The sequence below is a fragment of the Devriesea agamarum genome (genome assembly GCF_900070355.1).
Classification (GTDB): Bacteria; Actinomycetota; Actinomycetes; order Actinomycetales; family Dermabacteraceae; genus Devriesea; species Devriesea agamarum.
Genome location: NZ_LN849456.1, coordinates 153,474 through 178,218 on the forward strand (window position 1 = coordinate 153,474; position 24,745 = coordinate 178,218).

Consider the following 24,745-nt stretch of genomic DNA (forward strand, 5'->3'; position numbering starts at 1 on the left):
ATGACCCCACGCGCAGTCCGGGCGACCGCTCCCGGCAAAATTAACCTGTCCCTGGCCGTGGGGCGCTGTGACGAACGCGGGTACCACCCCCTGGCGACCGTTTTCCACGCGGTCGGTCTGCTTGAGACCGTCACCGCGTCCCGGTCTACGGGGACTGAGCTCAGCCTGGCTATCGAAGGAGAAGGCACCTCAGACTTGCCCGCGGATTCGACGAATCTTGCGCTGAGAGCGGCGGAAGCACTGCGCTCGCACACCGGGTTCAACGGGGGCGCACACCTGCACGTGCATAAAACGGTTCCGGTGGCCGGAGGTATGGGTGGCGGATCAGCGGATGCAGCGGCGACCTTGGTCGCCTTGAATGAACTGTGGGAGCTTGGCCTCGGGCGTGACGATCTCACCGACATTGCTGCCACCCTAGGCGCCGATGTTCCTTTTTCCCTGCGTGGGCACACTGCTCTGGGTACCCGGTACGGCGATGTTCTCTCCCCGGTGATGACGCGGGGGAGCTGGCACTGGGTGCTCGCGCTGCCCGGCGGAGGTTTATCCACCCCGACTGTCTATCGCGCTTTTGACGACTTAATGGGCCGTGCGGGGGAGCAAGCTCCCGAAAGTCCAGTTACCGATGCCCGGGTGCTAACCGCGCTGCTGGCGGGGAATCCTGCCGAGCTCGGCCCCGTGCTCAGTAACGATTTACAGCCTGCCGCCTTTAGCCTTGCTCCCGACGTGGAGCGGGTGGTGGATGCGGCTAAGCGCGCCGGAGCCCTGGGGGTGGTGGTGTCGGGATCAGGTCCAACCGTGGCCGCTTTGGTGGCTGATGCTCATCACGCTCTCGATGTTGAGATTGCCCTGCTCGCCTCCGGCTATGTCCGCACCTGTCACCGAGTCGTCGGCAATGTGCCTGGGGCGCGTCTCATCTAAGACGGAGCAGACCTGAGCAGCCCTGACCAGTCCCGAGCGCACCAGAGTAGTTGGGAATCCACCAGCCCAGATTCGGGACAGAGCCGGGTTAAGGGTTACGTACGTACTCGCTGCGAAGGATGCCCATCAGGATTTCGTCCCAGTAGCGTCCGGCCCGGAAAGTCGCTGCACGGCGCCGGCCTTCGATCACAAATCCAACCTTCTCGTAGGTACGTTGCGCGCGAGTATTAAATTCCCAGACCCCGAGCTCGACTTTGTTTAGGCCGAGTTCTTCAAATGCGAACCGGAGGAACACTTTCACCGCATCGGTTCCGAAGCCGTTGCCGACGTGCGGCCCGCCAATGATGATCGATAACGTCGCTGATCGGATCACCGGGTCGATACCCCGTACAGCAATATGACCGACTAGTGTTCCGTGCTCGATATTTTCTATGCAGAGGCCGACACTGTTTGAAATCTGGTTGCTGCTCCATGCGCGGAACATCTCGGCGGCGGATGAACTTGGAGCAGGAATGGTCTTGAGAGTTTGGAACACCATCCATGCGGGGTCGTTCCACCAGGCCTCAAGCGAGGGGAGATCATCCTCGCGCAGCGGACGCAAACGCACCTTCGTACCTTGAAAGATAGTGTTCGCGTAGGTGTTGAGGTGGTTGATGTCGATGTTGTTGGTGTCGTGATTGTTGTGGCTGAGCCTGTTGGCATCGCGATAGCCGGAACCGAGGTCGTCGTTCATCCGACTGCTCCCATCATTCGATTTGAGATGAGTATAGGCTTTTCGTGAGCCTTTGACCGGATGTCGAAGGGAGATCGCGATGGGAAGGGGCTGGTCATACCAGCAGCGGAGTCATCGTGGTACTCGTCGCGTTGGATGCGCTCTGTGGAACATCTGTTCGGTGTCGGATGTGGGCCCAGCCGGTCTTTGATCTTGACGGCGACATTGCGCGGGCGACACGTCTTTGGCGCGCTTATTCTCGCGTTTGTGGTGTGGGGCTGCTGTTTCTTATCCCGCCTGCCGGTGGCGTCGCTCACTGGCTGGCCTTTGGCGAGATCGTACTGATCGCAGTTGACGGGACAGTTCGTGCGGTCTTGCGCAAACACGCCACCAAAAATAATTCGCAGGACAAATCCTCCCGCGCTAAAGTTTCTGGCGGTAGACCCTGATGTGCTGGGGGATGCAGCGGTGTGAAATGCGGAAGCCGAATCCTTTGACGGCTGAGCTTTCACCTCGCCACCTGTGCACCGTTGTCAGATGTTGGCAGACGGCTCCAATGACATCGTGCCCATGTGCGGGACCCCAGTGACATCGTGCCAGAACCGACCTAGAGCTTGAGGTAGTCCAATGAGCGATCCTGGTTCATCGGTGGCCGTTGTCTGGCGGAACCGATCTCTCGTTCCTCTCGCGATGGCCACGGTTGCTGCGGGGCTTGCGTTCTATGTTCCAGTCAGCGCGTTATTTCTTGAGAGTCGCGGGCAATCCTTAACCGACATCTTTATTTTTGAAAGCATTCTTGTCGCGAGCATTATGCTCACCGAGATCCCCTCCGGTGTCATAGCAGACCGTCTAGACCGACGCTGGATGATTATCGCCGGCTTCGTGCTCAATGCGTCCGCGGAAATTATCTTCGCCACCGGCCACTCGTTCATGGGGTTCGCGATCTCGTTCTGTGTCAGCGGCGTAGGAATCGCGATGCTGACGGGTGTCCAAGACGCCTACATCTACGATTCGCTGGGAGAAGACGCTGACAAAACATCGGTCGGTGTATGGGGCCATTTGAGTTCGCTTGGACTCGTTGCCGGCGTTCTCGGATCTATCGTCGGAAGTATCCTGGCGTCCTTTGACATCGGGCTTCCGGCGATGGCTGCCGCTGTTGCCGCGGTTGTGGCAGCGTTAATCTCCGTGTTTCTTTCGGCGCAGCGGCCCAGACTAGAACCGGGGGAGCATGAGGAGACATCTATTCATGCGGTTCGCGAAGGTGTCCGCCTCCTGGTATCCACACCGATTCTGCTGTATATCGCGGTGGCATCGTCCGCAGCGTTCGTACTGTTTAACGCGGTGTATACGCTAAATCAGCCGCTGTTTTCAGCATCCGCTCTTCCCGTGATCGCCTGGGGTTTCATTGGTGGGGGAGCGCAGTTGGTAGCTGCCCTTTACAATCACCACGCCAACCGCGTTGAGAAAAGGTTGGGTCGGAAGTATGCGCTGTTGCTAGCGATGGGCTTCGGCTTTCTGGGTTTTGTTCTCATGGCAATACCAAACCAGGTGGTTGTTGTCGCCGGATTCATCCTCGTCGTCCTCGGGATGAACGCTCGGGGACCCATCACGATGGCAGTTGCAAATAGGGTCATCCCCATGAAGCGACGAGCCACCGTGCTGAACGTCGCCAGTTCACTGGGCAGCCTCATCGGAATCCTGGTTAACCCCCTAATCGGGTTCGGCGCAGACGCAAACCCGTCTTTCACCGTCATCGCTATCGGGACGATTTTGCTGGGATTGATGCTGACGTGGATTCCCGTTGCCAATAAGTACCTCGATACTCCCCCCAAAGAGAACGACGCCGTCCAAGTTGAAACTCATTAGCCGTTATCTGCAAGAAAGCGCGACGACGCAGTAGAAGGCTTGGCGACGCAGCAGAACGCGTGACGACAGGGTAGAACGTATGACGACGCGGCGATGACTACGAAAACCAACCGGATAACCGAGTTACTGTCAGGCGGCGCAGCCCTGGCTAATCAGTTTGGAATACTCGTCGGAATACTCGAGCCGGCTCTCCTCACGCTAACCGAACTCGCGCTTGAGCCGAATTAGATCTGGGCCAGGTCGTATTTGAGGAGCTTGCATCCGGCATGCCGCGAGTGCTGTGCATGTAAATCAATGGCCCGAGCGCCCCATCTCGTGGAACGATGGCGCTCGTGGAACAGCATTTCATGGTCGCGCCGGCAGTGAGTCCTCAAGGGGATGCACGAGTTCGAGGTATAAGGCATTTGACTCTTAAGACATACTCGGGCTCGGCCGGCTGCTCCCGCGAGCAGATGATCGCAGGTCGTTTTGGCAGCGTGGTGCTGCCATGATGGATGTGGACCCTCAAAGGCGCAGGTCAACCGGGCCGCTCAGGAAGGCGATCTCCGCATCCCGTGGGCTTTTCGTTCTCTGCCTGTTCTTAGGTATCGCCAGATCGTTCCTTGAGAACTTCGGCCTGAATAGATTCCAGGTAGTACTCGACGACGTGTCGAGGGGGAAAATCAGCCTAATCTCAGTGGGAGTTTACGGCGCTCTTCTCGTGAGCGCCTGCATCGTGGCCTATGTCGATGAGATTCCAAAGACAAAACTTAGACAAAGCGTCTATTATCATTTCAAACTAGAGTCTATGAAAAAGGCGACGGTAGTCGACTTTTCCTCCACCCGTCGGCTCGGAACAGGCGCCCTACTTCAACGGATTGAAGCTGGCGCGAATGCGGGACGCGCAATGGCGTGCGATTTTTGGCTTAGATCTCTACGGGAAATTCTGCCGGACATCATGATCGGCTTCGTATTTATCATGCTGATGAATGCCAAGATCGCCTTCGCGGTTATCTGCGGGTATATTGTGCTTTTCTTGATAACCAATGTGGTTCTCCGACGTCTGTATGCACTCAAGCGCGATTCTGTTGTGGATGACGAACGCATTAACCGAGGAATTAGCCGCGTAATCATGGAGCTGATCTCTGTTCGGATTCTTGGTCTTGGACCAAAGGAGCTTGCGAACGCACGCAAGCTGAGCGTGGATAATACCCGCAGAAGCGCTAGCGTGGTCGCAACCCACGAGTTCTTTTTCTCTTTCTTCGCATTACTTATGATCGTGGTGAAGATCGGAATCATCGTTCTGTTCGCGTTGGGAAGCATCAGCCTGAGCGTTGGTGGACTGGTAGCACTTTTGCTGTATCTAGACCGCACATATAACCCAATTGCGATTTTGAACGTCATATACGTCCAATACAAGTTGGATCGGGTGTCATTATCGCGACTGGATGAGTTCTTGAGGCTGCCGGATGATCCGGGACTGGTTGGTCACGGGGTGCGCTGTGGTTCCCCCGAGGCTATCTGTCTGCGTGGGGTTGGGATGAGGATCGACGGCACTACGGTTTTAGAGCCCATAGACGTCAGGCTGATGCTCGGGAACAGCTTGGGGATTGCAGGACCAAGCGGTGCGGGCAAATCTACTCTGCTTCGGATGATCCTCGGTTTAATTCGTCCGACGAACGGCGAGGTCCACATCAACGGTATCTCTACACGCGATATCGAATTAACCGAGTTCTATCAGCACGTCTCCTACGTTTCGCAGGATCCACCGGTCTTTGATGGCACCATTCGTGAGAATCTTCTGCTTAAGGATGACACGGACGATACTCGCGTTCTTGAGATTCTAAAGGCTCTTGGGCTTGGGAATTTCATGGATGCACGAGGTGGGAACCTCGACAGCGAGGTCGGCGAACGGGGAACGCTCGTTTCTGGTGGCGAAAGACAGCGCTTGGCTGTTGCGCGAATCCTGCTGGACCCGAAGCCGCTGATTATTCTTGACGAGGCAACGTCGGCTATGGACAGCCTGACGGAGGAGGCCGTTATTTCAGCTGTGCGCGAGGCTGCGCAAGAAAGCATGCTCGTCATTGTTTCGCACAAGCTGAAAACATTGTCGTTGGCTGATGAGATCTTGGTTCTTGAGTCAGGACGTGTGACTGGGCGAGGGTGTTTCGAGGAACTAGTGAGTGCTCCCGGTGTGTTCGGCAAACTCTGGGAAAAGCAGTAGTGCGTCGTCCGAGCACATCGCGTGCGGGGTAGGGCATGTACTTGTACGGCGTTTTGGAGACGTAAACAGGGGATCCGCCCTGGCTGATCGATCTGCTCAAAGAACCCGAGCTCGTGCTCCTCACGCGGTCCGCGTTTATGTATGAGGCCGCATTTCGATCGCTCATGTTATTCACATTCTCGTACTTGCTCTGACCAGGCCGGCCATCTGCTCGTGAATGTACTCGATGTCTGTGCTGGTTGTATCGAAAGGCAACGCCTCGGAGGCTACGAAGCTTATGCGGGCAGGTTAGTCGGATTTGACCGGCGATTTGGCTGTTCCTGAGACAGGGTGGGCTGCTAGCCCTGCGCGTTACTGGTTGCCTCGTGGGGTTTGGTCCGCGCAAACGCGGCGAGCCGACGTGCGCTGAACGGTGTAGTTTATTTTTATCGTGTCACGTCCGGGAAACAGGGGGAATAAGCATGCTGCTACATGATAAAGATCGTCTCAGACGAATCAAAAGCTTAGCTGATAATAGGACGATGATCAAACCGTTTACTAGCGAATCAAAAAATCAATTTAATTGATTCTAGTTAGCATTCTGTGAATGCGTGCATTAGTCTGGCGGCTGGCAGGCCACAGTGGGGCATGCATTACGGAAAGACATGGGTGCTTACGATTATCTCTTACCGTAAAATTTACTTAGGCAGAGCAAGCCAAACCGCAAACGTAACAAAGATGAAGCCAAACAAGGATAATCCTAACCACCACTTATTCTTTTTGGCCTGCACAATACCTAACACGAGAAAAATAATCCAAGCAAACCCGAAAAAAGCATGATGAAAAATCCCATGTCACCGAACCTTTCTTTTGAGGGATATAACTCGATCATGTTGCTGAGCGAACTCGGCATCATGAGTCACGGTCACAAGAGTAGACCCGAAATTACGATTCATATCGAGAAGAAGATTAATAATTTTTGATTTATTTTCTGAGTCCAGCGAGGAGGTCGGCTCGTCCGCAAGAATAAGGTCAGGATTCATGATGACCGCGCGAGCGAAAACTGCTCGAGCCTTTTCACCACCCGAGCATTCGAGCGGTTTCTTTTTCAAAATATATCCGATGCCAATAGAATCTACGATGTCTTCGAAGCTGCGGGACTCACCGTTCGATAGCGACCGTGAGTAGAGCATAGGCAACTTGATATTATCCTCGATGGTTAAAGAGTTGATGAGAGCGGATTCTTGGAGAACGAAACCAATCTTTTGGTTCCGCCAGGTCGACATCTCCCTGCTTGACAGCTTGCGAGTACATGTACCAAACAGAGTGTAAGAACCCGAGTAAGCCGTATCAATTAAACCAAGTATGTTCAACAAGGAGCTTTTGCCGACCCCGGACTCACCGATGATCGCGACCTTCTCTCGCTCAGCGACGGTGAGACAGAAATCCTGAAGGATAGATGTTCTTGATGATCTTTTCCTGTAAACTTTTTCTTTCATGCTCAGGTCAATAATGTTCGTCATTGTAACACCCCCACAGATACGGGAATCCGCTTTAATCTCCACATTATTATCTCTACGACGACGAAAAGAAGACAAATATTAAACAGCAAGACAACCAATAATGCGAGCCAGTCCATTTTGATTAATCCAGCAAAGCCATAGGTCATAAAGAAAGCCTCCTTGTCGCGCCAATGGGTATACCTTGAATAAGCTGTCAGGGCAAAGGTTGCTAACAAGGCCAGCGCTGACAGTGTTGCATAGTACGAGTAGAATAGCCTCCGTATCTTTGTGTAACTTAGACCGACCAGCAAATTGATGGTGAAATCGCGGGACATTACTCTGACGCTAACCAACGAGCTCCAGACAGACAGGCCAATAATGAGAGCAAGAAGGACGCTGGTCATCCCGATGAGAAATTTCATCGAGGAAATAAAGTACTCATTATAAAAATCGTCGTTCTGTTGTTGATTAAAGAAATTATACTTCTCGTTGATTGATTTTTCGATGTATGTGCCTAATCGTGTAACGCTAGCTCTATCGGCGTCCATGAGTATTAGATCAGAAAGCCCATTCACCTTTAGGCCGTAATTAGACTGCTTAATAAAATTTTCTGTGACAGGTATTGCTATGGAAAAATTGTAGTATTGCTTTGAGTTGAGTAAATAAGGATTTGAATGTGATGCATTTTGGGTAATAACACCTTCGACTTTTAAGGTTACTTCACGTCCCAAAGCAGGGTCATGTATTTTGAATCTGGAACCAATCGGATAATCTTTGCTTAGCCCCTTGCCCACCAAAACTGGAATTGTTTCGTTCTTCCCCAGATCATAGTCAAACCTTAGCGTTTTCCCATCGGAAACGACAAAACCGTTGAGGTCGTTATATCTCTTGTTCATGTAGCTCACGGGCACTTCGACACCGTTGGAATTAGGCAGTTTTACCATGTAGCCGTCGGTATAAAAAGCATAATTATAATGCTCATTAAGATAATCATACACATCTTGAAAAGCCTTCGGTGGGGTGTGCCCGTAACTCATAGGGCTATCTGGGTCCAGATTGGATATGAAAGTCCCATCCCCATATAGATCGGCTATTTCTTGGCGCCCTTTAAGCGTTGAATATATGGTGCTCGCGGATGAAAATGTTAGGTAGTTAGCCATGAATATAAGAATTAGTGTACTTACGGCCAGGATAGGTTTCCGAAAGAATATCTGCCTGAAGAAGAATCTGAATATTTTCATTTTACCCTCACAAAAGCTGCGCTAGCCATGACGTAAGCGAGTAAAGCTGCCAGCAAATATAGATTGTCGGCAATATCAAAGCTTAGATATGTATTTAATGCAATAGAAAGAGTGCAGCATGTAACCAACAATATGATGCACTCGATGCCGTACCGCAATCTAAGTAGATTCAAACTGTCCCCCACTAGGATCCGGCACTTAATCTCTGTCTTAGCTTTTGCCAACAGTTGGTAGTGAAATATTAAAACTATTGTAGAAAAGGCGAGAATGAATGTAAGCTTATACTGCAATAAAAATTTGAAATAGTGTGTCAGTACATACGAATTTTCCGCTTCGTGCTCAATGTAGAAAAGGACACTTATAAGCAGGAAGCATGTAAGATATAGGCCGGCTAGCTCGAGCCGGTTGTTGTGTCTTAAAAGGGACCTGCCTAAGCATTTTCGCATGGTTTCTTTCCTTAGTGGACGCGTTTTATATTGAGGTCTCGAATTTATTTTTATGTATGACCTCCACTGTCGATAGTGTGAGTTCTGGCACTTTCCTCCACTCTAGCCTAACGCCGGTATGGTTGCCACGAATGATCTTTGGAGCGAAGCATAAGGCCTCCTCGGCGCGGCTTCCCGGCTCTGAGATACGCTGAGCTGATCGCCATCTACGTAGCGTGGACTGCGGGCTTGCTGATGCTCGGTTCTGATCAGCGGCCTTAGGTACTGATGCCTGGGTCTGCGATGATAGTACCGTTCGATTTAGCTAAGCATCTTTCTATTTAGTGGCCGGGATGCGACGGTCTTCTTACGTCCGTCATATCCCTGGACCGATTCCATATCTTCTTGCAGCGAAAAGAACTATTCAACAGCCGCATTAGTGCTAGCAGTCGTCACTCAGCCCATGGTGGAAGTCAGTGGTGCGAGTGCGTCTACCCTCCTGCCAGCCATGTCCCATCTCGGCATGGACGTCATGGGTGTTGTTATCGATGAGCCGGGAACTTTGCCGTAACTAATCGTCGGTGTGATTTACCCGAGCAGCTCGGACAGCTCCAGCCACCGTTCTTCGAGTCGCACGATCTCGCTTTCAAGCTCTCGCACGCGGTCGGTGTGTGCTTGGAGGCCCGTATAGTCGGCGTGATCATAATCGGCCATCTGGGCATGGACGTCCTTGATGCTTTTACCGAGCTTTTCCAGCCGTCGCTCAATCGCCGAGAGCTCCTTCTGTGCCACACGCTGCTGCGCCCCCGATAGCGCCGACACATCAGGGGTCTCAACCTTTGTCATCACCATGTCGCCGCTCGACGGTGTGCGGGCCTGTTCATGGCGCAGCCGCAAGTATTCATCCACCCCGCCGGGAACGTGCCTCAGCTGTCCGTCCAGGATCGCGTACTGCTGGTCGGTAACGCGTTCTAACAGGTACCGGTCGTGCGAGACCATGATCAGAGTCCCCGGCCACGAATCCAGCAGGTCTTCCAGCGCGGCGAGCATATCCGCGTCCACATCATTAGTGGGCTCGTCCAGGGCCAACACGTTCGGTTCGCTCAGCAACAGCATGAGCAGCTGAAGTCGCCGTTTCTGTCCGCCCGATAGCTCATCGACTCGGGCCGAGAGATGTTCGCGGGCAAAGCCGAGCCGTTCCAGCAGCTGTGCCGGGGTGAGGTCTTTACCGTCGATTTGGAAGGTGGTTTTGTTGCGTGCAAGAACCTCGCGGACGCGGTCGCCGCCGATGTCGGCGAGCTGAGAAAACTGTTGGTCGAGAATCCCGATGTTGACTGTTTTCCCTCGCAGCACTGTGCCGGAGCTCGGTTTAAGAGTGCCGCAGATCAGTCCGAGCAGAGTGGATTTACCGGCCCCGTTTGCGCCGAGAATTCCTGTCCGTTCACCGGGAGCGATGCGCCAGGTCACATCGCGCAGCACGTCGCGTTCTCCATAACGGATGCTCACCCCCTCCAGATCCACCACTCGTTTACCGAGGCGCGCCACCGCGACCCGTTGGAGCTCAATCGGGTTCCTGATTGGTGGCACGTCCGCGATCAACGCATTCGCGGCGTCGATGCGAAACTTCGGTTTCGAGGTGCGGGCGGGCGCGCCTCGCCGAAGCCACGCCAGTTCTTTGCGCATGAGGTTTTGGCGTTTCTGCTCGGTGGCCGCGGCCATCCGGTCGCGCTCGACCCGCTGCAGAACATAGGCCGCGTACCCGCCCTCGAACGGTTCAACTGTTCCGTCGTGTACCTCCCAGGTCTCTGTGCAGACCTCGTCGAGGAACCAGCGATCATGCGTAATTACCAGCAGACCACCGGCGTTTTTAGCCCACCGCTGCTTCATATGTGCGGCTAGCCACGCGATGCCCTCCACGTCGAGGTGGTTGGTGGGTTCGTCGAGCGCGATCAGATCCCAGTCGCCGACCAGCAGCGCCGCGAGTGCGACCCGCCGCCGTTGACCACCGCTCAGCTGTCCGATGAGGGCATCCCAGGGCACGTCGGCGACGAGTCCGCCAATCACATCGCGAATCCGCGCATCGCCAGCCCACTGGTGCTCAGGGGCATCGCCGACAATGGCATGCCCGACGGTGGACTGCGGGTCGAGATCATCGCGTTGGTCAAGAACCCCGAACCGTACTCCGTTGCGCCTGGTTACCCGGCCAGCTTGAGGTTCGATACGTCCCGATAGCATTCCGAGCAGACTCGATTTGCCATCGCCGTTGCGCCCCACGATCCCAATCCGGTCGCCTTCCTCGAGTCCAACCGAGAGGGAATCGAAGACAACACGGGTGGGATATTCGAGGTGAAGCCCTTCGGCTCCGAGAAGAGGGGTGGCCATCGGATCCTTTCGGAAAATTATGACGCGCTAGGAGCCCACCCCCAGGGTGGTTCACGTCACAGGTGTGGTTAGCGTTCAAACGACAGCAGCAGGCTGCGCAATGTGGCCGCGAGGCCTGCTTGCTTACGCGCATCGAGCGGTGCCAAAAGGTCGTGTTCGCTGTCCAGCAACCTGGCCATAGCGGTATCGACAACTTCAATTCCGGCGTCAGCCAACCGTACCCGCACTCCGCGACCATCTCCCGGATGAGGCCGCCGGGTCACTAAACCTTTCGTGACGAGTTTATCGATGCGGTTGGTCATGGTTCCGCTTGTGACCAGTGTTTGTTTCACCAATTCACCGGGGCTTAGCTCATAGGGCGCCCCTGCCCGGCGCAGCGCGGAGAGCACATCAAACTCCCAGGCTTCGATGCCGGTGGCGGTAAAAGCACCTCGTCTCGCGTTTTCCAGATGGTGCGCAAGCCTCGATAGCCGGGATAAAACCGCCAGAGGTTCAACGTCTAGATCCGGGCGTACGGCGCGCCAGGCCGCCATGATGCGGTCCACCTCATCGGGACCGGAAGCGCTCGAGGACATGCGGGTACTCTAATCGCCCAGCCGCGTTGATAGCACGTTGACCGCGAGGAAGTTGGGCTGTGTCGAGGCTGGCGTCACATCACATGCCGCGCAGGCGCGGCTCAGGTTTAAGGTTCTTCAATCCAAACCATGAGAGATTCACCATATGGGCTGCAACCTGCTCTTTGGATGGGCTGCGAGTCTCCAGCCACCACTGGCCGGTGTACGCCACCATTCCCACCAACATTTGCGCGTACATTGCAGCGTCTTCCACGGCGTGATCGCGACGCGAAAACTGGTCAATCAGAAGTGATTCCACTGTGTTTGCCACGTCGCCAAGAAGTGAGGAGAAGGTCCCGGTTGCCTGGGCGACCGGGGAGTCTCGCACCAGAATCCGAAAGCCATCTTCATGGGTTTCGATATATGTCAGCAAAGCGAGCGCAGCGCTTTCCATCAGCACTTTTGGGTGTCGGGAGGGGATGCGCAGTGCGGTGTCGAGTGCGTCGATCAGTATGCGGGTTTCGCGATCAACCACCACCGCGTACAAACCTTCTTTGCCGCCGAAGTGTTCGTACACCACCGGCTTGGACACCCCGGCGGTCGCGGCAATCTCCTCCACGCTAGTTCCGTCGAATCCTTTTGCCGCGAAAAGTGAGCCGCCGACGGTCAGCAGTTGTTCACGCCGCTGGCGTCCGGTCATCCGCGGTGCACGTGTCTTTGTCGTCACCTGATCCGCACTTGGCGTGTCGTTCATGCCGTCAGTGTTCCACACCCGGGGTAAGATTCTCTGTGCGCCCCGGAGGGGATGCTCCGCCATGGTGTAATGGGTAACACCTCAGATTTTGGTTCTGAAGTTCTAGGTTCGAGTCCTGGTGGCGGAACGGCAGCGCCCCGATGATTGGGGTGACGTACGAACGGAAGGCCCAGGCCGTGAGTCCACACCCTCCAGCAGCCGTAATCGTTCTTGCCGCTGGGGCCGGGACGCGCATGCGGTCCTCAATCCCCAAGGTATTGCACCCTATTTGCGGGCGTTCACTTCTTCTCCACGCGATTTCGGCGGCTCGCACCCTGGAACCGGCTGAGCTCGTGGCTGTTGTCCGTCATGAACGCGCTCAAGTGGTCGCGCACCTTGCCGAGCACGCCGAGGATGTTCTGATCGCTGACCAGGATGAGATTCCCGGCACCGGGCGGGCAGTCCAGTGCGGACTGGAACAGGTCAGCGCCACCAGCGGGGTCGTTGTGGTGACCTACGGTGATGTGCCTTTGCTGGATGGCCCCACGTTGGAAAGCCTGGTGGCGGCGCATGTCGATGGCGGCAATGCGGTGACGGTGTTGACTGCCCGGGTCGAGGACCCAACGGGTTACGGGCGTATCTTGCGGGCGGACTCAGCAGCGGGGGAGCCCGATGCTGATGAGGTCGTGGCGATTGTCGAGCACAAAGATGCCTCTGCTGAGCAGCGTCTGATCACCGAGGTCAACTCTGGGATTTACGCGTTTGACCTTGAGGTCCTGAAGCACGCACTCACCAAGCTCGGAACGGACAATGCCCAAGGGGAGATGTACCTCACCGATGTGCTGGCGATTGCGCGCCGCGAGGGTGGGCGCGTCCGCGCGGTCGCTACGGACGATGCGGTGCTGGTCGAAGGGGCGAATGACCGGGTTCAGCTGGCCCAGCTCGGTGCGGAAATGAATCGGCGCATTGTCGAACGGCATATGCGCGCCGGGGTGAGCATCGTTGACCCGGCCACGACCTGGATTGACTCCGATGTGTCGATCGGTCAGGACACCGTAATTCTGCCTGGCGTTCAGATTCACGGGGCCACCACGATCGGGGAGCGCTGCACGATCGGCCCGGATAGCACGTTGACGGATCTTGAGATCGGGGACGGTGCGAATGTGGTGCGTACCCACGCCATTGCCGCGCTGATTGGGCCCGGCGCAAGCGTCGGCCCCTTCACCTATCTGCGCCCGGGCACGGAGCTCGGTGCCGGTGGGAAAATCGGCGGATTCTGCGAGACGAAGAACGCTCAGATCGCCGACGGCGCGAAAGTTCCTCATCTCAGTTATGTCGGCGACGCCGAAATCGGTGAAGGTAGCAATATCGGCGCCGGCACGATTTTCGCCAACTACGACGGTGTGGCGAAGCATCGCACGACGGTCGGGCGCCAGGTTCGGATCGGTAGCGACAGCGTGCTCGTTGCTCCCGTGACCGTGGGGGATGGTGCGGCAACGGGCGCGGGAACGGTGGTGCGACGGGATATTCCGGCCGGGGCGCTCGGTGTCAGCGCGGTCACCATGCGTAATGTGCCGGGGTGGACCGAAGCGAAACGAGGGGGAACCGCGATGGCGCAGGCCGCAGCAGCGGCTCGTGAAGCGGCGGATACTGCGCCGCCCGGACCTGAGAATCAATCACCCCATCACAGCGCTAAGGGCGCGGATAACCAGGAGGATCAGGCATGAGCGGCATTATTGCGACGGGGGAGAAACGCCTCGTCCTCGCTTCCGGGCGCGCACATCCGGTGCTGGCCCAAGAAGTGGCGCAGGAACTCGGTGTTGAGGTTCTGCCGATGGATGCCTGGGACTTTGCTAACGGTGAGATTTATGTTCGATACGGTGAATCTGTGCGTGGCACGGATGCGTTCGTGTTGCAGTCCCACCCTGCGCCCATTAACACCTGGTTGATGGAAAACCTGATCATGATCGATGCGTTGAAGCGGGCGTCTGCCAAGCGCATCACTGCTATTGCCCCGTGTTTTCCGTATGCGCGCCAGGATAAGAAGCATCGGGGTCGGGAACCTATTTCTGCGCGCTTGGTCGCTGATCTTTTTCAGACGGCCGGGTTGGATCGCATGATTTCGGTGGATCTGCATGCGCCGCAGGTTCAGGGCTATTTTGACCGCCCGGTGGACCACTTGATGGCGCTGCCGATTCTTGCTGAGTATGTGGATCGCACCTATGGGCGTGAAAACCTCGTGGTGGTGTCCCCAGATGCCGGTCGTATCCGGGTGGCTGAGCTGTGGGCGAAGCGGCTCGGGAATGCAAGTCTCGCGTTTATCCATAAGTCGCGCGACACCTCCCGTCCGAACTCGACCGTAGCTAAACGAGTGATCGGTGATGTCTCCGGTAAGCGATGCATTTTGGTGGATGACATGATCGATACTGCGGGTACGATCTGTCAGGCGTCTGAGGCTCTAATGGAGCATGGGGCAACGGATGTTGTGGTGGCTACGACCCATCCGATTCTTTCTGACCCGGCGGTGGCGCGGCTGACGACAGCTCCCATTTCTGAAGTGATTTGTACGAACACGCTGCCCATCCCTGAGGAGAAACGGTTCGCGAAGCTCACCCAGCTGTCCATTGCACCGTTGATCGCGCGGGCGGTTCGGGCTGTGTTTGATGACGGTTCGGTGACGAGCCTTTTTGACGGCGAAGTGTAGTGATTCTCCAGTTCGACGTGTGTTCCTGATGCGATTCTCAGAACCTGTCGGTCGCTTATAAGAATCCGTCGTTCTCCTATAAGAATCCGTCGAGCGTGCGGTTCACAGGCGCATAAAGAGGAGGGTTCCGATACCAGAAGTGGTACCGGAACCCTCCTCTTTGTGATGGTGCTACGACCGACCGGGTTTCGGATCGATCGAGCAAGTCCGTCAGATCAGAACGGGGTTATTTTTGACGGTACGGCGCCAGATGGAACCCAGCCCGAGCCAACGGTCGGCGCCGACTGCGGCGAGCGCAAGCAGCAGGAAGACGTTGATCAGGTGCGCGTCGAGGAACGGATTCTGGCCGATGGGGAAGGAGGCTAGCCACATCAACAGCATCATCGCAGCGCCCGCGATAGCTCCTGCGCGTACGGCGAGCCCGAAGGTCAGGGTGAGACCAACTCCGAGCAGTCCCAGCATGAACAGAACGTTCGTCAGGGTTTCGGCCTGCAGCCAAAACGAGAAGAAGTCTGCGAACGGGTTGCCGGTCTTCGGATCGACGACCTTTCCGAGGAAACCTTTCACGGGTGAGCCACCCGAGATCCATGACTTGGCTGATGGGGTGGAGAAGCCGAGCCCGAAGGTCTTATCGAAGAATGCCCACAGGAATTCAAAGCCGATCAGAATACGGACGATCCCAAGCAGGTTGCGTCCGAGACCGGTTGAGAGTGACGGGGAGTTGTTTGGTGCAGGGGCCACGTGAGTCCTTTCATCATGCCGATATCCGCGTCGCCCGATCGGGGCGTGGATTCACAGTACCGACTCCTTTAATCTTAAATCCTGCATATCTGCTGGGAGGGACCAAGGTCATCTGTGAGGGGTCGATAGAGCCCGACAATGCAGGCCGCTGTTCTTCCTGGTGACGGCGCTATGGGTGCTGGTGAGGAAGCTATGATGTTGCCGGCGACGCTGCGCTCTAGCGGCCCACGCGCCATGCCGGTGTCATCGTGCGATGCCACCTGAGGTGAGCAGCCTCACCGGCAAGAGCCTGGTGGGCGAAAGGGCGTGGCGAGGTATCCTTACCTAGTTGCCCCGGCGAGGGAGAAGGCACGAATCCGCCAGCATCGAAAAACGATGCCGCGTCAGGCCGTGCACGAGCTCCGTTATCGACGAGGTGTTCCGGCCCTGGCCGGTGCGCGTCGAGCCTCGCCTCCGCCACCGACCCAAAGGAGCCATTCATGGCTGAAAAGATCAAAATCGAACAGCGCACCGAGTTCGGCAAGGGCGCGTCCCGCCGCATCCGTGCAGAGCACAAAGTGCCGGCAGTGATTTACGGTCACGGCATGGAGCCCGTGCACATCGTGATGCCGGGTCACGAAACCGCTCTGGCCGCCCGTAACCCCAACGCTCTGCTCGAGCTGGAGCTTCCGAGCGGTGAGAGCTACCTCGGCCTCATCAAAGAGGTCCAGCGCCACCCGCTCAAGCGCACCCTGACCCACCTCGACCTGGTCGTGGTGCGCCGCGGCGAAAAGGTACACGTCGACATCCCCGTGACCCTGACCGGCGAGCCGGTCTCGCCCGCGATCGCCGTGGTCGAGGTGCAGGAAATCACTGTTGAGGCCGAGGCCACCCACCTGCCCGAGAGCATCGAGGTCAGCGTGGAGGGCAAGGAAGAGGGCTTCCAACTGTTCGCCGGTGACCTGTCCCTGCCCAAGGGCACAGACCTGGTGACCGATGCCGAACTGCTTGTCGTCGCGGTGGAACTGCCCAAGGCGGGCAAGGGCGAAGACTCCGCTGAGGGTGAGGCAGAGGCTGATTCACAGGAGTGAGCCACGGCGATCACACGGCGAATTGTGTCGTGTGATCGCTCATAGCTGACCTTCTATACCTACCGGGGTGTCGCATTCAGTGCGGCGCCCCGGTAGCGTGTCGTGGGGTGTTTGCACGGGCCCATTCCGTCTCCGTGCGAACGTCGACGGCGTTAAGGCGCTGCCATCAAGAAGGAGACTGCGTGTGACCGGGACATTTCTGATTGCTGGACTAGGGAATCCAGGGCCGCGCTACGCGAACACCCGGCACAACATCGGGCACATGGTCTTAGACCATCTCGCCGGGGAACTCGGTGGCACCTTCAAACCTGCTAGACGAGCCCAAGCAGTCGTCCTCGAAGGCCGACTCGGAGCCGTGGGCACCGCCAGCAGCGCCCGCACAGTGCTGGCTAAAACCACCTGCTTCATGAACGAGTCCGGTGGGCCCATAGCTAATCTCGTGCGGTTCTACAGCATCGAACCGGAAAATGTCGTGATCGTTCACGACGATATCGACCTAGCCTTCGATGTGCTGCGGGTCAAACGCGGCGGGGGCGAAGGCGGCCACAACGGCCTGCGCGACATCACAAAGGCACTCGGCACCAAAGAGTATCTGCGGGTTCGAGCTGGGGTAGGCCGACCAACGGGAGGTGGTGACGCCGCCGACTATGTGCTCGCACCTTTTTCTGCATCCCAGCGCAAGGACTTGCCACATCTGTTGGCAGATGCCGCGGACGCTGCCGCATCGCTCGTGCTGGATGGACTGCTCGACACGCAGCAGCGCGTTCACGCCCCGAACGGGAGGACGAAATGACCAACCTGCGCCCCATTCTGACCGCGCTACAGGCCACGGACGATCTCGCGAAAATCCGTCAACTCGCCGCTGAGACCACCGAAGGTGATGTGGTTGCTGCACCCGGTTTGGTGCCGTTTGCGTTGGCCGATGTGTGTGTTGATCGAGCTGCACGCGGTGTGAGCGCACCCCTAGTGATCGTGACGGCCACCACGCGGGCCGCTGAAGATGTCGGGGCCATGCTGCGGACAATGCTGGACCCCGGGTCTGTGGCGGACTTACCCGCGTGGGAAACCCTGCCTCATGAGCGGCTTTCTCCCCGCTCCGACACCGTGGCACGCCGCATCGCAACTCTGCGCCGCCTGCAGCACCCGAGTGAGCACGGCGCCATTAGCGCCCTAGTGGTCCCGGTACGTTCACTGCTGCAACCAATGGTTAAAGGCCTCGGTGATCTGGTGCCGGTCACTGTGCGGGTGGGGGAACGCCAGGACCTCGGCGACCTTCAGCAGCAGCTGATTGATGCCGCTTATTCCCGGGTGGATATGGTCGAACGCCGCGGTGAATTCGCGGTTCGCGGAGGAATCCTCGATGTCTTCCCGCCCACCGAACCTCATCCGCTGCGTCTTGAGTTTTTCGGGGATGAGGTCGAGGAGATCCGATTCTTCTCAGTGGCCGATCAGCGGTCACTTCAGGACGCGCCGGAGGGACTGTACGCCCCGCCGTGCCGCGAAATTCTGTTGACCGACACAGTGCGAGAACGGGCTCGGGCATTGACCGATACACTTCCTGGCGCCCGCAGCATGCTCGAAAAAATTGCCAGCGGCATCGCGGTCGAAGGCATGGAATCCCTCAGCCCGGTGCTGGTCGATGGCATGCAGGCACTGACCGATGTGCTCCCGACCGGGAGCGCCATGGTGCTGCTAGATCCCGAACGGATCCGGGCACGGGCCGAAGACCTGGTGAACACCACCGAAGAGTTTCTGTCCGCGGCGTGGTCCAGCGCGGCTGCCGGTGGCGGCGTCCCGTTAAACGTTGACTCAGCTAGCTTCCTGCCCCTGACTCAGGTGCGTCAGGACGCCTTGGCGGCCGGACACAGCTGGCACACCATTCAGCCGTTTGGGATTGATGAGGAGACAGCGCCTGCCCACACGGTCCTCACCGCAGCGACGGTCCCCCCGGGCTACGGCGGTGACTTACCTCGTGTTGCCCAAGATTTCGCCACCCGTCGGGAAGCGGACTGGCGAATTGTCGTGGTCACCGAAGGTGCAGGCTCGGCGCGCCACATCACCACACAGCTATCCGATATGAATGAAAACGGTGGTGTGATTGTCGCAGCCCGGTTCGTTCCTGACCTGGGAGAAGCTGAGCCCGAGCTGCCCCCGGCCAGCGTGACGGTCACCGCGGGACCGCTGTCACACGGGCTGGTCAGCGAGCAAGCGAAGCTGTTGCTGCTGTGTCAGCGCGAGGTCACCGGCAAATCGGGGGCTAGACGAGGTGAAGATCGCCGGATTCCGGCGCGCCGCCGCAGCGTGGTGGACCCGTTGCAACTGCGGCCGGGGGATTATGTGGTCCATGACCACCATGGGGTCGGTCGTTTCGTGGAGATGACCAGCCGCAAAGTCGGAAGCGGCAGCAAAGCCGCGATGCGCGAATACTTGGTGATCGAGTACGCCCCGGCCCGCCGCGGAGCACCGGGGGACAGGCTCTACGTCCCCTCCGATCAGCTTGACCAGGTCACCAAATACGTCGGCGGGGACAACCCTTCCATGAACCGCATGGGCGGGTCCGACTGGTCGAAAACCAAGGCGAAAGCCCGAAAAGCGGTTCGGGAAATTGCCGCCGAGCTCGTGCGCCTGTATTCAGCGCGGCAAGCCTCGCCGGGGTATGCCTTTGGGCCTGACACCCCCTGGCAGCGCGAACTGGAAGACGCCTTCGCCTACGTCGAAACTCCCGATCAGCTGTCCACAATTGACGAGGTCAAACGCGATATGGAGCGTGCGGTCCCGATGGACCGTTTGATCTGCGGGGATGTCGGTTACGGAAAAACTGAAATCGCCGTGCGCGCTGCATTTAAAGCGGTTCAAGACGGCAAACAGGTTGTCGTGCTGTGCCCGACTACTCTGCTGGCCCAGCAGCACCTGGAAACATTTTCTGAGCGGTACGCCGGATTCCCGGTCACGGTCAAAGCGCTGTCCAGGTTCCAAAATGCCGCCGAGTCGGAAGCTGTGATCGATGGGCTTCGCGACGGCAGCGTCGATGTGGTGATCGGGACCCATCGCCTCATTACCGGGCAGGTGCGGTTTAAGAATCTCGGTCTGGTGGTGATCGATGAAGAGCAGCGCTTTGGGGTTGAGCACAAAGAAACCTTGAAGGCGATGCGCACCGATGTCGATATTTTGGCGATGTCCGCCACCCCTATTCCACGCACCTTGGAAATGGCTGTCACTGGTATTCGGGAGATGTCGACACTAGCCACCCCGCCCGAAGAACGTCACCCGGTGCTGACTTATGTCGGCCCGTGGGAGGAGAAGCAGGTTGCAGCGGCGATCCGTCGTGAGCTGCTGCGTGAAGGGCAGGTCTTTTACATCCATAACCGGGTGGAGGATATTGAGCGAACGGCGCAGCGTTTACGAGACTTAGTGCCAGATGCCCGAGTCGAGGTTGCTCACGGCAAGATGAATGAGCATCAGCTCGAACGCGTGATCGTCGATTTTTGGGAAAAACGGTTCGATGTGTTGGTGTGCACCACCATCGTGGAAACCGGGTTGGATATCGCCAACGCCAACACGCTAATTGTGGAAAACGCCGACCGGTTCGGACTATCGCAATTGCATCAGCTCCGCGGGCGCGTGGGCAGGGGACGGGAACGCGCGTACGCGTACTTCCTGCACCAGGCGATGAAGCCGCTGACCGAGACCGCCCATGATCGTCTGACCACCTTGGCCACCCATACTGACCTAGGTTCCGGAATGCAGGTGGCGATGAAAGACCTCGAAATTCGCGGTGCTGGAAACCTACTCGGCGGCGAACAGTCCGGACACATCGCCGGAGTCGGTTTCGACCTGTACATCCGTATGGTGGGCGAGGCTGTTTCAGCGTTCCGTGGCGATGCGAATGACGAGGTCGCTGACGTGCGGGTCGAACTCCCGCTGGATGCGCACCTCCCGCACGACTACATCCCCTCCGAGCGTCTGCGCTTGGAAGCGTACGGAAAGTTGTCGCAGGCCCGCGATGAATCCATGATTGAAGAGGTGCGGGCGGAGCTCGTCGACCGTTACGGTCCGGTCCCGGCACCCGCTGAAGTGCTGTTCGATGCCGCACGTTTCCGTTTAACCTGCCGGCAAGCGGGAATTACCGAAGTGCAAACGCAGGGCAAGATGATCCGGGTGGGGCACCTCGATGTCCCGGATTCCGTCGCGATGCGTTTAAAGCGTCTGTATCCGGGAACGCTTATTAAGCCGACGACGCGGCTGGTGTTGGTGCCGCAACCAACCACCGCCCGTATCGGGGGCGCTCAGCTTCGCGATCACGAGCTGCTGGACTGGTGTCGAACGCTGGTGGCGACACTGACCGGACAGAGCGTCGGCACTGCATAGGCACGTCCAGCGTCCGTAGCTGCATCGGCGGCACATGGGTCTGCTAGAGGTTCGGTTGAGCCTCAGTCGGTGCTAGTGGTCCCTCCTCTGTACAGTGGCCATGTGATGAGACTGAATATTCTGCCGGTGTCGACTCGCAACGCACCGGGATTGCTGACTGCACGCGGGTGGGATGAGATTCGCGCCGCCACGGTTGTGTTGCTCAGTTGCTCTCACCCGGGATGGGTTGCTCACCTGCGTGAAGCCGGGTGCAAAGCAGTCTCCCTGGCCGACCCGGTGACACCCGGGCAGGTACATGAGGCTATCGCTGGGGCCGATGGTGCGGGTGCCAGTGGGACAGTGGCCTGGTTAGTGGATGCGGAGAGTGATCTAGCCTCCCGCGTTGACACCATTGCCGCGCGAGCGGGTGTGTGCGATCTGGATTATGTTTTTGCCTCCCCGCGAGCACCCGGCAGCGAAGTGGTGGAATCGGTGCGGATCATGCATGCGCTGCGGTCTCCGGGGGGAGATGACTGGAGTGCGGCCCAAACCCATGCGTCGCTGGCTCGGTACTTGGTGGAAGAAACCTACGAAGTGTTGGAGGCGATTGAAGCACCTCAATCAGGCCACGATGGCGTCGCGGATTCACGGTGTCCGGCACCTGGGCCTGGGGATCCCGCTCTCGTTGGCGAATTAGGTGATTTGCTTTTCCAGATTGTGTTTCACTCTCGGCTCGGAATGGAAGAAGATCCGCCCTGGACCGTTGATGATGTTGCTCGCCACTTGAACGAGAAGATGCTGCGGCGAAACCCCCACGTCTTCGGTACGGCCCAGGTGGAGGGAATTGACGACATCGTGGCGCAGTGGCAGCAGGCTAAACAGCGCGAGACCCCAAGTCGGGGGCTCTTCGATGGGATTCCCCAGGAGCTTCCCGCGTTGCAGCGCGCGTGGAAAATAGCTCATCGCATGCGTCATGCGGCTGCTGAGGGAGAAGCCGACACGCTTGCGGCCCGGGTCGCATCGGTTCAGCAACGCGCGCAGGGAGATGACCACGCTGTCCTCGCTCTCGGCGCGGAACTGCTGGCCCTGGTGGAACGGGCGGAAAGACAGGATCTAGATGCTGAATCGGCACTGCGCACCCTGCTCCATCGCATAGCGGCGATATAGGGTCCGATGATAGGAACGCGTACAGGCGTACAGGCGTACAGGCGTACAGGCGTACAGGCGTACAGGCATGCAGCGTGCGGATTCGCGATGCTGACCGGTTTAGGACCGGTGGTTAGCGCCTAACAAACCCCAGACCCTCATAGAGTGCGTGTGCGGCAAGCGATGTGCCGTCTCCGATCCGGAGTGAGATCTGCTCATCACCCGCGATGGCACACGTGTTGATCGCGTGATGCAGCAAGGTTTTGCCCAAGCCCTGTCCACGGGCGGCGGGGTCGACGAACAGGTCAATGATGAACGGGCCCAGTAGGTCGGAATCCCAGATTGAACGGTGTACAACCAGTACGGCCCCGACCACGCGGTGATTGATTACCGCTATCGCGGAGGCGTCGTAGCGAAGAGCCCCGTACTCCCCGGCGAAGGTGTCGCGGATTTCCTGGACGGCGCCCGCCAAAGTGGTGCATGCGATGCCTGGTGGATAAGCCTTGAAGTACGCAGCTGCGATGGCGTCGATGTGGTTCGCGGTGAGCACTTGGAGGGCTGCCTTGGGGGGGGGGAGTCACGGGAACAGCGTCCGCAAGGTGCAATGTCAGCAGATCTGACGGCATAAAAGTTTCGTTCTCCTGAGGCAAGTAGGTGGTGGTTCTTAGTGTGCGCAACCGAATGCTTTTCTCGCGAGCAAATTTTCAGCCTCACAGTTCCTTAGTCCTTCAGAATGCAAGCCTGTATCGCTCAGGCACCCCACCCTCAATAGGGGCGCACAACAGGGGCGTAAAGGAGTAATAGGAAGGAGTGGATGTACTACCGTAGGGGATGATTTTTGTGGTTGAGAGATTGGAACCGCCATGTGGGATCGCAAGTACACAGCGTGGTTTCTTGCGGATACCACTGGGCAGGCCATGTCTGCCATTAGGTCATTCGCCTTCCCCGTGGTTGTTCTTGCGAGCACCGGATCGGTCACCACGGCGGGCCTGTCGGCATCCTTGGCGATCATGTCAGGGGCGTTCAGCATGCCGGTCGGGGGCTGGCTCCAGGACCGCTGGGATCGGAGGATGCTGCTCGCGCTATGGGGTGTATCGGGGATCCTGCTTTTCGCCTTCGCCGTCCTTGCCGTTCTTTGGCTACCGACATCGACATGGCAATGGCTCGCACTGGCGGTGTTGTTTGGCCTGCGTTCAGGGATCCTGGGTTCTGTCAGTAATGTGCTGTTGCGCTCTGTGGTGTCCGCTAAGGACTTGCCTAACGCAATGGCTATGCAGGATGGGCGAGATGCGGCGCTGAGCATGGCGGGACCGCCGATTGGAGGTGTGCTGCTCAGCATCTCGTACTGGCTTCCCTTTGCGGTGGGTGTGATTTTTAGTGCGATATCAACCGTCTGCACATTTTTTATTCCCCGGCACAACGTGTCCCCGTCAGCGCAAAACGTATCCCCGACAGTAAAAGAGGCAGAGCGCATCACCGCAGGCTTTTGGGATGGAATGATCTGGCTTAAAAATAATCAGTTTTCATTCGTTCTCGCGGTCTTTGGGACTCCGATCATCACGATCTTTAATTGCGTCATTTTGGTAGCGGGTTTAGATCTGGTGCGCAGGGGAGTGAATCCCGGCATCGTGGGTCTCGCCGATACCAGCGCTGCTGCTGGGGCGCTCATCGGGTCGGTGCTCGTTGCTCCTTTACGTAAAAGGATCCGAGGCAGCTGGCTGGTCATCGCAGCGTTCGCGGTACCCGCAATTTGTGCCATGGCCTCGGGCTTATTCACTCATCCAGGCTTGCGGATCGCATGCTTTATCCCCGCTTTTCTACTTCTGCCAGTTGGAAACGCCGTGGTTGGAGCGATTCAAATCTCGATAATCCCCGACAAACTGTTGGGACGGGTTTTCTCATCGGTTGGGCTCCTGGAGGGAGGCATCTCTGCCGTCGCCGTGTGGATCGCTTCACGTGGCCTAGATCTTTTCGGCTACCGCGTTGTCACCGTGATCGCAGGTGTTGTGATTCTGCTGCTGCTTACGGTGGTTATTCGTCGTTGCCGAATAGGTGAGATTCCTAAACCGGAGGGGATTGCTGAGTTCTCGCGCTCTGTGGCCTAAGGGCGCGCCACAGCGCTGTGCCTAGGTGAAGCTGTGGCTCTAGGCGAAACGGGAGGGTCCCCGCCAATCCCGTGCCCGGTGTCGCCCCAGCCCACTACACTGGAGTATGGACAGGTC

General features: G+C 57.6%; 18 protein-coding genes and 1 tRNA gene. 11 read left to right on the forward strand and 8 right to left on the reverse strand.

The annotated features are described in order from the left end of the window. The gene (locus BN1724_RS00670) at positions 1-918 is read left to right on the forward strand and encodes a 4-(cytidine 5'-diphospho)-2-C-methyl-D-erythritol kinase (protein WP_058233829.1); all 918 of its coding nucleotides are present in this window, start codon (positions 1-3) and stop codon (positions 916-918) included. 88 nt (positions 919-1,006) lie between these two features. Here BN1724_RS00670 and BN1724_RS00675 read toward each other — a convergent pair whose 3' ends face one another. Further along, positions 1,007-1,651 carry a GNAT family N-acetyltransferase gene (locus BN1724_RS00675; RefSeq protein ID WP_084252626.1) on the reverse strand — a complete coding sequence of 215 codons (645 nt, stop codon included), beginning with the start codon at positions 1,649-1,651 and terminating at the stop codon, positions 1,007-1,009. A gap of 606 nt (positions 1,652-2,257) precedes the next feature. Here BN1724_RS00675 and BN1724_RS00685 point away from each other — a divergent pair. Both BN1724_RS00685 and BN1724_RS13130 read left to right on the forward strand, forming a co-directional pair. Next, the gene (locus BN1724_RS00685) at positions 2,258-3,496 is read left to right on the forward strand and encodes an MFS transporter (RefSeq protein ID WP_058233831.1); all 1,239 of its coding nucleotides are present in this window, start codon (positions 2,258-2,260) and stop codon (positions 3,494-3,496) included. Positions 3,497-3,983: 487 nt separating this feature from the next. Next, complete coding sequence (locus BN1724_RS13130) at positions 3,984-5,699, forward strand: ABC transporter ATP-binding protein (RefSeq protein WP_058233832.1); 1,716 nt, start codon at positions 3,984-3,986, stop codon at positions 5,697-5,699. An 833-nt stretch (positions 5,700-6,532) separates the two neighbouring features. Here BN1724_RS13130 and BN1724_RS00695 read toward each other — a convergent pair. From BN1724_RS00695 to BN1724_RS00720, 5 genes are all read right to left on the reverse strand, one after another. Then, positions 6,533-7,201: an ABC transporter ATP-binding protein gene (locus tag BN1724_RS00695; protein ID WP_058233833.1), complete on the reverse strand. Its 669-nt coding sequence runs from the start codon at positions 7,199-7,201 to the stop codon at positions 6,533-6,535. Further along, positions 7,198-8,340, reverse strand: a complete 1,143-nt coding sequence (locus tag BN1724_RS00700; protein ID WP_157085696.1) for a peptide ABC transporter permease — start codon at positions 8,338-8,340, stop codon at positions 7,198-7,200. The genes BN1724_RS00695 and BN1724_RS00700 overlap by 4 nt, the downstream gene beginning before the upstream one ends. 1,094 nt (positions 8,341-9,434) lie before the next feature. Then, entirely contained in the window at positions 9,435-11,228 is a 1,794-nt protein-coding gene (locus BN1724_RS00710) for an ABC-F family ATP-binding cassette domain-containing protein (protein ID WP_058233835.1), read from the reverse strand. A 68-nt stretch (positions 11,229-11,296) separates the two neighbouring features. Further along, a complete protein-coding gene (locus tag BN1724_RS00715) occupies positions 11,297-11,803 on the reverse strand; it encodes a MarR family winged helix-turn-helix transcriptional regulator (protein WP_058233836.1) in 507 nt (168 codons plus the stop codon). Between the two features lie 79 nt (positions 11,804-11,882). Then, the gene (locus BN1724_RS00720) at positions 11,883-12,536 is read right to left on the reverse strand and encodes a TetR/AcrR family transcriptional regulator (RefSeq protein ID WP_231928108.1); all 654 of its coding nucleotides are present in this window, start codon (positions 12,534-12,536) and stop codon (positions 11,883-11,885) included. Positions 12,537-12,591: 55 nt separating this feature from the next. Between BN1724_RS00720 and BN1724_RS00725 the strand changes: the two genes are divergently transcribed. The 3 genes from BN1724_RS00725 (at position 12,592) to BN1724_RS00735 (ending at position 15,219) form a co-directional block, all read left to right on the forward strand. Next, positions 12,592-12,663: transfer RNA gene (locus tag BN1724_RS00725), tRNA-Gln, on the forward strand. A gap of 13 nt (positions 12,664-12,676) precedes the next feature. Beyond that, positions 12,677-14,242 (forward strand): bifunctional UDP-N-acetylglucosamine diphosphorylase/glucosamine-1-phosphate N-acetyltransferase GlmU, encoded by a 1,566-nt coding sequence (gene glmU, locus BN1724_RS00730; protein ID WP_058235637.1) that lies wholly within the window; start codon positions 12,677-12,679, stop codon positions 14,240-14,242. After that, positions 14,239-15,219, forward strand: coding sequence for a ribose-phosphate diphosphokinase (locus BN1724_RS00735; protein ID WP_058233838.1), 981 nt, complete (start codon positions 14,239-14,241; stop codon positions 15,217-15,219). Before glmU ends, BN1724_RS00735 begins: the two co-directional genes overlap by 4 nt. 210 nt (positions 15,220-15,429) lie before the next feature. Here the strand turns inward: BN1724_RS00735 and BN1724_RS00740 are convergent, their stop codons facing one another. Next, positions 15,430-15,960: a DoxX family membrane protein gene (locus BN1724_RS00740; RefSeq protein WP_058233839.1), complete on the reverse strand. Its 531-nt coding sequence runs from the start codon at positions 15,958-15,960 to the stop codon at positions 15,430-15,432. A 479-nt stretch (positions 15,961-16,439) separates the two neighbouring features. Between BN1724_RS00740 and BN1724_RS00745 the strand changes: the two genes are divergently transcribed. The 4 genes from BN1724_RS00745 to BN1724_RS13230 all read left to right on the forward strand — a co-directional run bounded on the left by BN1724_RS00745 (position 16,440) and on the right by BN1724_RS13230 (position 22,544). Next, complete coding sequence (locus BN1724_RS00745; RefSeq protein WP_058233840.1) at positions 16,440-17,030, forward strand: 50S ribosomal protein L25/general stress protein Ctc; 591 nt, start codon at positions 16,440-16,442, stop codon at positions 17,028-17,030. Positions 17,031-17,214: 184 nt separating this feature from the next. Continuing rightward, positions 17,215-17,823 carry an aminoacyl-tRNA hydrolase gene (gene pth / locus BN1724_RS00750; protein ID WP_058233841.1) on the forward strand — a complete coding sequence of 203 codons (609 nt, stop codon included), beginning with the start codon at positions 17,215-17,217 and terminating at the stop codon, positions 17,821-17,823. After that, positions 17,820-21,398, forward strand: a complete 3,579-nt coding sequence (gene mfd, locus BN1724_RS00755) for a transcription-repair coupling factor (protein ID WP_058233842.1) — start codon at positions 17,820-17,822, stop codon at positions 21,396-21,398. Before pth ends, mfd begins: the two co-directional genes overlap by 4 nt. Positions 21,399-21,503: 105 nt before the next feature. Then, positions 21,504-22,544 (forward strand): MazG nucleotide pyrophosphohydrolase domain-containing protein, encoded by a 1,041-nt coding sequence (locus tag BN1724_RS13230; protein ID WP_231928256.1) that lies wholly within the window; start codon positions 21,504-21,506, stop codon positions 22,542-22,544. Positions 22,545-22,656: 112 nt separating this feature from the next. Here BN1724_RS13230 and BN1724_RS00765 read toward each other — a convergent pair whose 3' ends face one another. After that, the gene (locus BN1724_RS00765; RefSeq protein ID WP_058233843.1) at positions 22,657-23,073 is read right to left on the reverse strand and encodes a GNAT family N-acetyltransferase; all 417 of its coding nucleotides are present in this window, start codon (positions 23,071-23,073) and stop codon (positions 22,657-22,659) included. A gap of 313 nt (positions 23,074-23,386) precedes the next feature. Between BN1724_RS00765 and BN1724_RS00770 the strand changes: the two genes are divergently transcribed. After that, entirely contained in the window at positions 23,387-24,628 is a 1,242-nt protein-coding gene (locus BN1724_RS00770) for an MFS transporter (RefSeq protein WP_058233844.1), read from the forward strand. The last annotated feature ends 117 nt before the right edge of the window (positions 24,629-24,745 follow it).

What these genes read in the sequence shown, in the direction of transcription:
- BN1724_RS00670 (WP_058233829.1), top strand. Translation starts at nt 1, where the DNA reads ATGACCCCACGCGCAGTCCGGGCGACCGCTCCCGGCAAAATTAACCTG.
- BN1724_RS00675 (WP_084252626.1), bottom strand. Translation starts at nt 1,651, where the DNA reads ATGAACGACGACCTCGGTTCCGGCTATCGCGATGCCAACAGGCTCAGC.
- BN1724_RS00685 (WP_058233831.1), top strand. Translation starts at nt 2,258, where the DNA reads ATGAGCGATCCTGGTTCATCGGTGGCCGTTGTCTGGCGGAACCGATCT.
- BN1724_RS13130 (WP_058233832.1), top strand. Translation starts at nt 3,984, where the DNA reads ATGATGGATGTGGACCCTCAAAGGCGCAGGTCAACCGGGCCGCTCAGG.
- BN1724_RS00695 (WP_058233833.1), bottom strand. Translation starts at nt 7,201, where the DNA reads ATGACGAACATTATTGACCTGAGCATGAAAGAAAAAGTTTACAGGAAA.
- BN1724_RS00700 (WP_157085696.1), bottom strand. Translation starts at nt 8,340, where the DNA reads ATGGCTAACTACCTAACATTTTCATCCGCGAGCACCATATATTCAACG.
- BN1724_RS00710 (WP_058233835.1), bottom strand. Translation starts at nt 11,228, where the DNA reads ATGGCCACCCCTCTTCTCGGAGCCGAAGGGCTTCACCTCGAATATCCC.
- BN1724_RS00715 (WP_058233836.1), bottom strand. Translation starts at nt 11,803, where the DNA reads ATGTCCTCGAGCGCTTCCGGTCCCGATGAGGTGGACCGCATCATGGCG.
- BN1724_RS00720 (WP_231928108.1), bottom strand. Translation starts at nt 12,536, where the DNA reads ATGAACGACACGCCAAGTGCGGATCAGGTGACGACAAAGACACGTGCA.
- glmU (WP_058235637.1), top strand. Translation starts at nt 12,677, where the DNA reads ATGATTGGGGTGACGTACGAACGGAAGGCCCAGGCCGTGAGTCCACAC.
- BN1724_RS00735 (WP_058233838.1), top strand. Translation starts at nt 14,239, where the DNA reads ATGAGCGGCATTATTGCGACGGGGGAGAAACGCCTCGTCCTCGCTTCC.
- BN1724_RS00745 (WP_058233840.1), top strand. Translation starts at nt 16,440, where the DNA reads ATGGCTGAAAAGATCAAAATCGAACAGCGCACCGAGTTCGGCAAGGGC.
- mfd (WP_058233842.1), top strand. Translation starts at nt 17,820, where the DNA reads ATGACCAACCTGCGCCCCATTCTGACCGCGCTACAGGCCACGGACGAT.
- BN1724_RS13230 (WP_231928256.1), top strand. Translation starts at nt 21,504, where the DNA reads ATGAGACTGAATATTCTGCCGGTGTCGACTCGCAACGCACCGGGATTG.
- BN1724_RS00770 (WP_058233844.1), top strand. Translation starts at nt 23,387, where the DNA reads ATGTGGGATCGCAAGTACACAGCGTGGTTTCTTGCGGATACCACTGGG.